Origin of the sequence: Xanthomarina sp. GH4-25 (assembly GCF_045363175.1) — a bacterium.
Lineage (GTDB): Bacteria > Bacteroidota > Bacteroidia > Flavobacteriales > Flavobacteriaceae > Xanthomarina.
In genome coordinates, this window is record NZ_JBJFLO010000003.1 from 186,035 (window position 1) to 198,771 (window position 12,737).

Sequence of the window (12,737 nt, forward strand, 5' to 3'; positions counted from 1 at the left end):
TTACATGGAGTTTGTTATAAAAATATCTCAATTTTTATTGAGCCTTTCCTTATTAATTGTTTTACACGAACTAGGTCATTTTGTTCCTGCAAAACTATTTAAAACCAGAGTTGAAAAATTTTACCTGTTTTTTGACATCAAGTTTTCTTTATTCAAAAAAAAGATAGGAGACACTGTTTATGGTATTGGTTGGTTGCCTCTTGGTGGTTATGTTAAAATATCTGGAATGATAGACGAAAGCATGGATAAAGAGCAAATGGCACTTCCTCCACAACCATGGGAATTTCGTTCTAAACCAGCTTGGCAACGATTAATTATTATGCTTGGTGGTGTTACCGTTAATTTCCTATTAGCTATTCTAATCTATATTGGTATGAGTTATTATTATGGAGATAGAATTTTACCAAATGAGAACATTAAAGATGGTCTTTTAATTGAAAGTTCGGTTGTAAATAATGCTGGTTTAATTACAGGTGATAAAATTATTTCAGTTGATGGTGATAAGATAGATCACTTTTCGCAAATTTCAGAAAAGGTTCTTTTTGGAAAAGAAATCACCATAGAAAGAAATGGAAAACAATCAACCGTTGTTTTACCAGAAGATTTTTTAGCTCAATTAATAGATTCTAAAGAAAAGAAATTTATTGATTTACGCATGCCTTTTGTAATTGCTGAAGTGCCAGACACCTCTTTTAATAGAGGAAGTGGTATTTTAAAAGGCGATATAATTACTGGGTTTAATAATCAGGAAACAAAATATATTGATGAAGTGATTCCTGCACTTGAAACGTTGAAAGGACAACAAGTAGAAGCAACTATTTTAAGAGATAATCAAAGCATCCAAATTCCTTTAACTATTAACGAAAAAGGGAAATTAGGGTTGGTATATGCAACAGGAGCAACCCCTGAAACTTTAGAGGCATTAGGGTATTATACTTTTGAAACTCAAAATTATAGTTTTTTTGAAGCTATTCCAGTTGGTCTTGTAAAATCTAAAGATAAATTAACTTCATATATAACCCAAGTGAAGGCTATTTTTACTCCAAGCACAGGAGCTTATAAAGGAGTAGGTGGTTTTAAAGCCATTTACGATATTTTTCCAGACTACTGGAGCTGGCAAGTATTTTGGAATATTACAGCCTTTTTATCCATCATGTTAGGATTCTTAAATTTACTGCCAATACCTGCTTTAGATGGAGGACATGTTATGTTTTTACTATACGAAATGATCTCTGGTAGAAAGCCTAGCGATAAATTTTTAGAATATGCACAAATGGTTGGATTTATTCTTTTAATTGCTTTGGTATTATTTGCAAATGGGAATGATATCTTTAAAGCTATTTTTAATTAAAATTTTTTAAAATATAATTTGTTGTAATTAATAAATAATTTATATTTGCGCTCGCAAAAGCGAAAAGAACACTCTTTTTAAAAAGAGTGGAAGTCAGAAAAAAGACTCAAAAAGACAACATACTCCTCCTTAGCTCAGTTGGTTAGAGCATCTGACTGTTAATCAGAGGGTCCTTAGTTCGAGCCTAAGAGGAGGAGCAAGTTAGACAAAGCCTTTACAGAAATGTAAAGGCTTTTGTTTTTTGTATGGGTCGAACATAGGTCGAACAAATGCTTGGAAAATTAGACTGATAATTAGTTATAAAATAATTTTGCTTATAAGGTCTTGTTGTTGGATATTGTGAAGAAGGAAAGAAATTACTTTTAAAGTAAATACAATTCCATGAATTCTTTTAGGGACTTTATTTGATTGTTTTTGATTTTACTTTTTTAAAATTCCCAAAAACCAAACTAACGAAAAGCTATATTTTAAGATGGTTACAATGTTGGTTTATTCTTAGTGATAGTTCAAGTCATTTAAATTATAATAGCAAAAGGCCTATTTATTTTAAGAAATAGGCCCTAGCTAACATAAAATATAGATTGTTTATAATGGACTATCTATTAAAGTCCCGTTTAAAATAGAATTAACTAAATCCCTATTTAATTCACTATCAATTTTTTTATCACACGTATTTCTTCGCCTTTTAATTCTACAAAATATGTAGCATTACTTAAACTCGTAACATCTACAATCATGTTATTACTACCTGTTAATACCTCCGATTTGATAACGACTCTTCCAGTTATATCATAAATGGTAATGGTATTGATGCCTGCAAGCTGAAGGTTTTTAACAGTAAAGGTTGTGGATGCAGGGTTGGGGAATAACTGCAATAGATTTTGATTAAATTCACTAACTCCTAATGTAGGCGAAACAGTAATTGTAAAACTACAAACGGTTTCGTTTCCGGCAGCATCTGTAGCTGTAATGGATACAGTTATTACATTATTAGTAGGTACCATGGTACCTGCTATTGGATCTTGCACTATTGTTAAATCTGATCCTGATGAACAATCATCGGTAACGGTATACCCATAATCTAAAACCGTATAATCTGAATCTGTATTCACTTCAAAATCTACTGGACAATTAATTACTGGACTTTCTGTACCAGAAACAATGACATCAAAACTACAAGTTGTTGTATTTCCAGCTTCATCCGTTGCTTCAAAGGTATTTGTAGTCGTTCCTAACGGAAAGGTGCTTCCACTTGGTAAACCAGCAATTTGTGTCATCTGTCCTTTTGGTTCTACAATTTCTGATACAAATGATGTTGCAATGGCTTCCATAGTTGCATCGTCTACAACACCACTATCAATACTCGCAAATAATAAATAGTACAACCTTGTTGTGCCTGTTAAAGCAGTTACTTGATGTTGATCGTCACCTGTATCTGTGGTAAAGTTATGAGTCGCATTTACGTTCTCTGGGATAATTATCAAATGGTTTACAGAAGGATCGCTATCTACAACTCCTACTTCCTCATTTACACGTTTGGCAAAAATGTTATAATTAAGTCCTGCAACGTTAATAGTTGTGGTGTATCCTGTTGCTGTACCATCACCATCTGCACCTAAATTTCCCTCGATATTAAAACTATCAATAGCATCTAAATCTGCCACTAACAACCACATATCCTCTACCTTTCTAGTGAAATATTGGCCAGTCGTTCCAAAATTGATATCTGAAACCACTAAATTATCTGAATAGCTAATATCATTTCCAGTCTCTGTAGAAATGTAGTTACCACCATCATACATGTCATTTCCGCCATCGTCAATATTATCACTGTTTAGCCCATCATCCAGAATAAAATCGAAGGCATTTGGAATTAAAGCCGTGACACTTGAATTGTTGCCGTTAAAATTTGATAAAATAGACTCTAAAGATGTATTAAAAGTGGTACAATTATCTGTTGCCGTTGGCATGTTATAAGTAACAACAGCATCACATTCATTCGCAGCGTTTACCACGGTTATATTTGTAGGACATGTTATTACTGGATTTTCAGCATCATTAACTGTAATAGTTTGTGTACAATTCACACTATTACCTCCAATATCTGTAGCAGTCCAAGTTACAACCGTATCTCCAACAGGATAAAACCCTGAAGCGTCAGCTGTTTGATTATAATCATTTGTTAATTGAATGGTGCCAGTTATTAAAGCATTTATAATAAACGTATCTGGGTTTTCTTCACCTTCATCACATTGACCTGAATCGACATAATCATTTGCTATTAAAGTAAATATTAAACTAGACCCAAAATTAGTTACCCAAGTATTCCATGTGGCTAAAGGCACAGTTACTTGCCTGTTAATTAGATCGCAAGTACCTTCCATATCACATTCAGAAAATAAGATATTGCCATCAGGATCGTTTAGCTCAAAACATTCTGTTGTCCCATTAAGATCACCTCTAAAGGTCAGGTCTAACACAACATCCGATGAAGCTGTAATTGCATTTAGCAAGGTTCCTGGAGTATCTATTAATTCGCCATCAATATTAAAATTAAAGTTTACAAGTCCTGTGGAAGGCGCAATAGCAGTACCACAATTATCAATTAGAGTGGGTGGAGTAAGAGTGACAGCTGCACCACATAAACCTAAATCGTTATTGACTGCTACATCTCCTGAACAAGTTATTGTTGGTGGAATATTATCCTGCACAAAAATGGTAAAGCTACACACCGTCATAATGCCGTTTAAATCAGTTGCAGTAAACTCTATGGTATGTGATCCAGCTGAAAAAACGGAACCACTTGGCATGCCTGCTGTTTGTGTAACTGTTACAGCGCCGGCACAATTATTTGGAGAAACAGGTGTGTTAAAATTAACAACAGTATCACACATTCCTGGGTCTACATTTACTGTTATATCTGAAGGGCATTCTATTATAGGAAGTGTATCTAATACCGTTACTGTTGCATCACAGCTAACAACTGTACCACAAATGCTTGTAACAGAAACGGTAACTGTATTAGCTCCAAGATCTGCACATGTAAAATTAGAGACCGAAAACGTTGCATTAGTTATTGGTGTTGCAATAAACAGATAATCTATAATACTATTATTAAGTGTTGTTGCCTGTGGCCCTAAGTCTGTTAAAGATCCAGAAATTAAATCTACAGATAGATTCCCATCTCCGCAATTGTTTAATCCTACTACAACGGTATCTTTTCCTAAATACTCTATAGCTTGAACGTAACATGCATCAAGAATGTTTCCTGTAGTTAATACGTTTTTAACACCTGTGTTTAAATCTATTTCAGTAAAAATAAGATCGAATGATCCACCACCACCTCGAGGTGAGACATACACACTTGTTAAATAAATCAATCTGTTATTTTTTAGATCTGTTGTTAAGCTTATAGTTCCATCATATAAAAAGGAAGAAAATGGACTCATAGTATCTGTAGCAATATTATAAGCGTTTATTTCTCCAGATTCGAAAGCAAAATATAATGTACCATCGGGACCAAAACTCATACTTAATGCAAAAGGGTCTCCAGATACAGACTCTAAAGAGCTAATTAGCACAGGATTTAAAGTTCCGTTTTGAAGCGTGATAGTATATAAATTACTAATAGTTTCTGGGCCTGTATAGTCTTGCCTTAATAAATAAACAGTCTCATCAACGGGGTTAATGTCTATACTCAAATGAGGTCCTCCTGCTAAGGTAGAACTTCCTGTAAAACTAGGATCAACCGTTGTGGTAGGGGTATTTGCATCGTAATCATAAAGTGCAATATCGTTAATGCCTTCATTGTATAATGCTAATCCATAAAGTTTACCCTTTCCATGCAAAACGTCTTCAGCCGTTATAGATGCCATTCCGTTTTCATCTAAATAGATAGAAACATCCGTGCAATTTGCTACAGGTGCTTCTTCTACAACAGTTACGGTAGCTGTACACGTATCCATTAATTCGTCACCACCAATTAGTCCAGCATCTGTAACAGTTAGCGTAACTATATTAGCTCCTAAATTGGAGCAATCAAACGTATTTTGGCTCACAGAAAATGTTAATGCTAGACCTTCGGGATCACTAGAGCCACCATCAACATCAGTAGCAACTATAGTTGCGTTACCAGTGGCATCTAGTTGTACTGTAATATCTTGACAAACAGCTATTGGTGCTAAATTAACAAAGCTAAACACTCTTGCATGGCCAAAATTAGCGCTTGAAGATGCATCACCTGCATCATTGTATCTGGCTCCAATGGCTACTAGAGTTCCATCACTATTAATACTAACAGCATAACCAGATTCATCATTAGTTGCTTCGCCATCTATATCGGAGCCCAACTGTTCCCAAGCATTGGTTCCGCTATTAAATTCAAATACCCTTGCATGGCCAGAATCTACACCATTTCCCCCATCATTATATCTCGCCCCTACAATAGTTCTGTTGCCATCAGCACTAATACTTGCTGATGTTCCAAACCAATCTCCTACAGCTTCACCATTTATGGTTTGCATGAGCACCCAAGAATTAGTGCCATTATTATATTCATATATTTTTGCAAGTCCAGTATTTAAACCACCAATATCAGACCTTGCTCCGGCAATAAGTCTAGTTCCATCTGAATTTAAACTTAGTGATTGACCAAAAAAATCGTCGATACTATCACCATCCATGTTTTGTCCTAATTGTTCCCATAAACTTGTGCTATTATTATATTGGTATACTTGTACTTGACCAGAATTATCAATGGTGTTAGCATCAGTTCCCGAAGCGCTTACTGCAACAATAGTACCATCTGCATTTAAACTAACCTTTGAACCAAAAAAGTCTGAAAATGCCATACCCTCTATATCTTGTCCCAATTGAACCCAATCTGTAGAAAACGTATAGGCACGCATATAACCTCCATTAGATGCGCCACCAAATGAAGCTCCAATAGCGATAATATTTCCATCATCACTTATGCTAACTGAACTTCCAAATTGATTGTTTTGTGATTCTCCAAAAAGAACAGATCCTACTTGGACCCAATTATTTCCTATATTATCATAAACTGTAGCTGTACCGTAATTAGTTTCTGTACCAATATCTACGCCAAGCGCTCCAATGACAACACGATTACCATCAGCACTTAAAGCCACAGAGCTCCCAAATAAATCACTTGCAGATACACCATTTATATCAGAACCAATTTGAAGCCAATTATTATTTATATTTTGAAAGATTCTTACATGACCTGAATCCGGCGCCCCACCATCGTTATATTCTCCACCAACGGCCATTATTGAGCCATCGGCATTTAAACTTATGGCTCTTCCAAATTGATCGGAAAATGATTCGCCATCAATATCAGAACCTATCTGTGTTTGTGCGTGTAAGTTGCTACTTAAAATAAAAGTAATTAGTAAAGCAATCAGTTTGAACTGATGTCTTTGCTTCCATACTAAATTATTTAACATTGAAAAATCAATGATTTTTCTACGGTTTTTGAGGGAAGATGTACCCTTAAGTTGTTTTTGTTTCATTTTTAAAGATTTTATGGTTGCTAGTTTGCTTCATCAATATTACCTAACATGACCTTTAAAATCTAACATTCAACATGGACAAACACATGGACAAAAACTAACGCTACAATATAAAATACTGATAATAAGCAGTTTAGCAAGTTGTGTTTAATAGAAAGAGATAAAGGAGTTAGTATTAAAGCACAACCTTTAAAGTAATAATAAGAGTCTTAAACTGTCATTTAATTGATAAAAGGAATCTTCTAAAAAAAGGAATAAATTAAATTCTATCACATATATTTACTCAAATAATAATCTCATAATAAATTTGAGAACTACTTTTTTACATGATTAAACACTCCATTCTCTTCATTTTTTTAATATTTATTTTATCAAACTTACAAGCACAAGAATCGATAAGCATTACAGATTCCATACAAAAATCTCATTACTTAAAAGCGTTAGATACCATCCAGTCAAAGGAAAGTAGAGTTGAAGTAATAGGTAAATTAATTCCACTTTTAGATCAAGACCCTATAGATTACCCAAATTATGTTGAAGAATCTGTTTATTTAATGATGGATTTAGAGCAATATGATCAGGCTGCAGAGCTTGCAATCAAATCATTTTATACGTTCAATATTCGGCTAAATCAAACAGAAAGAGCACTTCATCTAATGGATACGGTAGAACTGGTTATCTCTAAAATTGAAGATTCGCAACACAGAGGAAACATCTATTTTAAGAAAGGAGAATATTATTTAAACCGAGAGGAATATGTAAATGCTAATAAAAATTACGAGCTAGCAATTAAGACCTTTGGAAAAAAAGATTCTATTTATGTGGCAGACTCTTATTTATCAAAAGGCACTACCAATTTTGAATTAGGCAATTATTTAGAAGGATTAGAGGACACTCAAAAAGCTTCTAATTACTACCTAAACCTTAACGATATAGATTATTTTATTAATGCTCAAAACAGTATTTTTATTTTATATGGGGAAATGGGCATGCACGACAAAGCCTTAAAAGAACAAAATAAATTAATTGAAATTATTCGTGGTCATAATAAAAAAGAAAGCCTATCTACTTTGCTTTTTAATAAAGCCTTAACCCAAAAAGAATTAGGAGATTTAAGAGGACAAGAAAATAGTTTACTAGAAGGGCTTGCATATGCAAAATCAATAGAATCAGAAAGAAATGGTACGGTATTAATATTCTATGCAGTCTTGGCTAAATTTTATGCAGATGATGATTTATTAAAAGCGAATGCCTATTTAGATTCTACAAATCTAATAAAAAAGAGCACCAACATTTCTCCATGGTTTCTTAATCAATCAAAGTTACTTACTAGTTATTTATATTCTAAACAAAATAATCACGATTTAGCTATAAAAATTAATTTAGAAGAATTTCAGTCTGCTAAAGTAGATAAAGCTAAAACCAGAATGTTATCTATATATGAGAATTTGTATAAAATATATGAAAATAAAGGCGATAAATTAGCTGCATACAATTACTTCAAATTATATTCTAACCTAAAAGATTCTTTAAAAAATGTGAAGCAAGTTAACGCCTTGTCTTACTATCAGTCGTTATTTGAAACTGAAACTAAAGACAAAAAAATAAGTTTACAAAAAGCAGATATAAAAATTTTAGAGCAGCAAAAATCTATTGAAAAACGCAGAAAAACAATTTTATTTTTAGTGTTGATACTAATTTTGTTTTTGGGTTTTACCATTATATATTACTTAAGAAAACGCAGCTCGAATTTAAAAAAGCAATTGGTTTTAAATAAAGAAGAGTTAGTATCTTATACAAAAAGACTTTTGGCAAATGCTAAAGAACTTAAAATTTTAAAAGATGAAGTACATAAGTATAAAAAAGATTTTAATAAAATTGATGAGTCTAAAAACATTGAAACATTAATGTCGAGTAAGATTTTAACGGAAAATGAATGGACGGAGTTCAAAAACAGATTTAATAAGGTATATCCATCCTTTTTAATTCAAATAAGGAAAAATTATCAGGATATTACAAATTCCGAAGAACGTTTAATATGTTTGGAAAAACTGAATTTAAAAACTAAAGAAATTGGAGATATTTTAGGAATATCGAAAGAAAGCGTTGTGAAATCTAGATATAGATTAAAGAAAAAGCTAAATGTTGATAAAGATATTCCTCTTGTTGAATATCTAGAAAATTAAAAAATAAATGTTTAATTTAATAAAAATAACTCTGCTTTTAGTGTTGATTACTGGAGCTAATAAGTGTTTTTCTCAAACAAAATCTGTTTTGTTTTATAAAGATGGAACCTCACAAACAGGTTATGTTACTTTTAAGAAAAAGGAAATTAAATTTCAAGAACAAAAGAAAAGTAAAAAAGAAAAAATTAAATACGAACAGTTAGATTCTATATCTGGTTATATAAACCCTCGATCCAAACGAAAGGATAATAACCCCAGAATGGCTTATATTTTTCCTACTGGGAAGGATGGTAAAGATTTTAAAGTTTACGATTTAGTAAAAAAAGGAAAGGTTAATTTGTATACATACAGTAAATATGGTAACTATCCTGTGCTTTGGTTGCCCTCTAGCAATAATATTGGAACGACTCCTGTTTTTACTGGCACAAGAAATAATATTACCATTTATGGAGTTAAAAGAGACAATGAAGCTTTTGTAACCATACTAGGAAATAAAGATACGTCGGTATCATTTATTACTATTGCAGATAGTTTTAAAACTCAAGGGAGTGAATATTTTTCAGATTGCTCTGAATTAAAAATAAAAATTAAAGAAGGTGAAAAAGGTTTTAGCAAAAAAGACATAAAAAAAGTTGTGGACTATTACAATACGAAATGTCATGAGTAACAGTTTAATATAAGTTAAAACCATTGAAGTCTTAATATTTTAAATTTGAAGGTTGAAAAACATCTTAGATTACAATATCTAAAGTTAGATTAATATCCAATTTACATTTAATAGTGAGTTTAATTTTTTGATGTTTATTTAAAAAATTGCACAAACATTACTTTTACCGTCCTCCATATTTCCAAATTCATAATATTTTTTATTTTGTTTAAAACGCATGCATTCAGATATATATGTTTTTATGAGTGTTTTAAAAGAGTTGTAATAATGATAATGAGTGATTAATAATGGGGGCTTTTTTTTTCTTCAACATGCAGTTGACATAGTTTTAGTTTTTGAACTTTTACCTTAAATATTAACAAAAACAAAACAAAATTATGAAAAAAATTACCTTATGGTGTTTCGCCATTTGTCTTTTAGCCTTTTCATGGCAAAGTAAAGCACAATTTGGATGTGGATCAGCTATTGCAATTTCAGATGGTTATACAGCAACAGGAATAACCACCTTAGGAGACGGCTCTCAAGACTGGAATAATAACCCACCTAATAGTTGTTTAAATGGTATTTACTTTAACTCAGACGTATATATGTATACATATACTTCGACTAATAACGAAGAAATAGCAATGACACTTATTAGCAATGTAGCTAATGCAGCAGCTGGGATTTATTCAACTTGCTCAGGTGTAGATTTTAACGATTGTTTAGATGGCTCTACACTTTCCACATCTCCTACTACTATTTCAGCCACATTATTGCCAGGACAAACGGTATATATTGCTGTTGGAATATATGCTGGTGGTTTAAATTTTGATGTTACAGATTTTAGCGTAACAACAATAACTTGTCCGCAACCTTCTAATATTACAGTGTCTGCAATTACTACAACCTCAGCAACTATAGATTGGACTGCAGGAGATAGTGAATCTGACTGGGAATATGTAGTACAACCTTTAGGTACAGGTGAGCCAACAAGTTCTGGAACTCCATCTGCTTCAAATTCAATAAATTTAACGACTCTAACTCAAGGTACAGATTATGAAGTATATGTAAGAGCAGATTGTTCAGTAGATGGAGTTAGCTATTGGACTGGGCCAGCTTACTTTAACACCGAATTGGCTTGTCCTGAGCCTATTAATATTGTAGCAACTGCAATTACTACAACTTCAGCAACTATAGGTTGGACTGCTGGAAATAGTGAAACTCAATGGGAATATGTAGTGCAAGCTCGTGATACTGGAGAACCAACAGATTCTGGAACAGCAACTGCTTCAAATTCTGTTAATGTTAGCTCTCTAACTTCTGGGACACCATACGAAGTGTACGTAAGAGGAAATTGTAATATTGATGGATTTAGTTTTTGGGCTGGTCCTTATAATTTTTCCACAGCATGTGATGTGGTAACACAATTTTTTCAAGATTTTGAAAGCACTGAAGGTATTAATTTGCCTGTATGTTGGAATCAAGTAGGAACAACAGGGACTGTTAGAACAGTTAATAATGCATCTGTTTCATCTACAGGGTCTCGTGCTTTACATATACAAAGTACGTCTGATATAGATAGAGGGATGGTTGCTTTGCCAACTGTCAACAATGCGGATGCTGGAACCTATCAATTAAAAATGAATTATAAAGCAACAGTAACGTCTCAAATAGGACAAACTCTAGAGCTGGGTTATTTAGCAAACCCTACAGATGCTAATACATTTGTTTCTATTTCATCTGTTGTTACAACTTCTACAACTCGTAGTGAATTTATAACCATTCCAACTGGAATGCCTTCAGGAAATGTCACATTTGCATTAAGAACTGGTGATTTAAATAAGAATTTACTTGTAGATGATATTGTTTGGGAATTAGCACCAACATGTCCTTATCCAAGTGCCTTATCGGTTTCAAATATAACATCTAATTCTGCTGATTTAGAATGGAATGAATCAGGAACAGCTACAACGTGGGATATCGAGTGGGGAGTTTCAGGGTTTACACCGTCAGGAACACCTACTATTGAAGATACTATTAATAATCCTTATACGTTATCTGGATTAGATTCTGCAACTGCTTACGAATTTTATGTGCGTTCTGATTGTGGTGGTGGAGATACAAGTGATTGGGTTGGACCTTTTGAATTTACAACAGAATGTGCAACTTATACCATGCCTTTTCTGGAAGATTTTACTAGTTTTTTACCATCATGTTGGAGCGAAGGGAACAATACAGATATAGCTACAGGACCTGACGGAGTTAATGGAAACTGGTCTCAAGATGGATTTTTAAATAATGGTACTAGTGGCGCAGCTAGATTTAATTTCTTTGGAGGAACCGATCAAGATTGGTTAGTTTCACCAACTTTAGATTTATCTAGTGGAGATAATGGTGTATCTGTAAATGTTGGAATTACTGCTTATTCAGGATCTGCTGCAGAAACCATGGAAGTGGATGATGAAGTTCAATTTTTAATTAGTGAAGATAATGGTGCTACATGGAATCTTATCTATACTTGGAATGAACTTAACTCACCTTCAAACACAGGAGAACAGGTAATTATAGATTTGTCTTCATATAGTTCAGCTACTTCAAAATTAGCTTTTTGGGCTAATGAAGGAGGCTCAGGAACCAAAGATTACAACTTTTATGTAGATGATTTTAATGTAGATAGTTATTCAACCTTATCTGTTGAAAATGTTGAAAGTCAAGAATTAAACCATCTTACTTACTTTCCAAATCCTGTTAGTAATGTTTTTACTATTAAAGCTCAAAAGCCAATTGATAGTATTTCTGTATATAATTTATTAGGCCAAGAGATGTTGAGAGCTACTCCTAAAACGTATAGTAGTGAATTAAACCTTTCGCAACTTAATGTTGGCATGTATTTAGTAAAAGTTAGCATAGAAGGAGTTTCTAAAAATATTCGAATAATTAAAAGATGATTAGTAGATTGATTAATATTGTTTTTTAATTTAAAGAGCCTGTTATATAACAGGCTCTTTTATTATTAT

General features: G+C 32.9%; 5 protein-coding genes and 1 tRNA gene. 5 read left to right on the forward strand and 1 reads right to left on the reverse strand.

All coding sequences use genetic code 11. The features are described from left to right. The first annotated feature begins 4 nt into the window (after positions 1–4). Complete coding sequence (rseP, locus tag ACI5KZ_RS05440) at positions 5–1,351, forward strand: RIP metalloprotease RseP (protein WP_109309321.1); 1,347 nt, start codon at positions 5–7, stop codon at positions 1,349–1,351. Positions 1,352–1,474: 123 nt separating this feature from the next. Further along, a tRNA-Asn gene (locus tag ACI5KZ_RS05445) sits at positions 1,475–1,548 on the forward strand. A 444-nt stretch (positions 1,549–1,992) separates the two neighbouring features. On the opposite strand, the gene ACI5KZ_RS05450 is transcribed toward ACI5KZ_RS05445, so the two are convergent. Continuing rightward, positions 1,993–6,885: an HYR domain-containing protein gene (locus tag ACI5KZ_RS05450; protein ID WP_406847141.1), complete on the reverse strand. Its 4,893-nt coding sequence runs from the start codon at positions 6,883–6,885 to the stop codon at positions 1,993–1,995. Positions 6,886–7,211: 326 nt separating this feature from the next. On the opposite strand from ACI5KZ_RS05450, the gene ACI5KZ_RS05455 reads away from it, so the two are divergent. From ACI5KZ_RS05455 to ACI5KZ_RS05465, 3 genes are all read left to right on the forward strand, one after another. Further along, entirely contained in the window at positions 7,212–9,071 is a 1,860-nt protein-coding gene (locus tag ACI5KZ_RS05455; protein ID WP_406847142.1) for a hypothetical protein, read from the forward strand. Positions 9,072–9,078: 7 nt separating this feature from the next. After that, entirely contained in the window at positions 9,079–9,738 is a 660-nt protein-coding gene (locus tag ACI5KZ_RS05460) for a hypothetical protein (protein ID WP_406847143.1), read from the forward strand. Positions 9,739–10,115: 377 nt separating this feature from the next. Then, a complete protein-coding gene (locus ACI5KZ_RS05465) occupies positions 10,116–12,668 on the forward strand; it encodes a fibronectin type III domain-containing protein (protein ID WP_406847144.1) in 2,553 nt (850 codons plus the stop codon). The last annotated feature ends 69 nt before the right edge of the window (positions 12,669–12,737 follow it).

Excerpts from the sequence above, each read along its gene's own strand:
- rseP (WP_109309321.1), top strand. The coding sequence starts at position 5 with ATGGAGTTTGTTATAAAAATATCTCAATTTTTATTGAGCCTTTCCTTA.
- ACI5KZ_RS05450 (WP_406847141.1), bottom strand. The coding sequence starts at position 6,885 with ATGAAACAAAAACAACTTAAGGGTACATCTTCCCTCAAAAACCGTAGA.
- ACI5KZ_RS05455 (WP_406847142.1), top strand. The coding sequence starts at position 7,212 with ATGATTAAACACTCCATTCTCTTCATTTTTTTAATATTTATTTTATCA.
- ACI5KZ_RS05460 (WP_406847143.1), top strand. The coding sequence starts at position 9,079 with ATGTTTAATTTAATAAAAATAACTCTGCTTTTAGTGTTGATTACTGGA.
- ACI5KZ_RS05465 (WP_406847144.1), top strand. The coding sequence starts at position 10,116 with ATGAAAAAAATTACCTTATGGTGTTTCGCCATTTGTCTTTTAGCCTTT.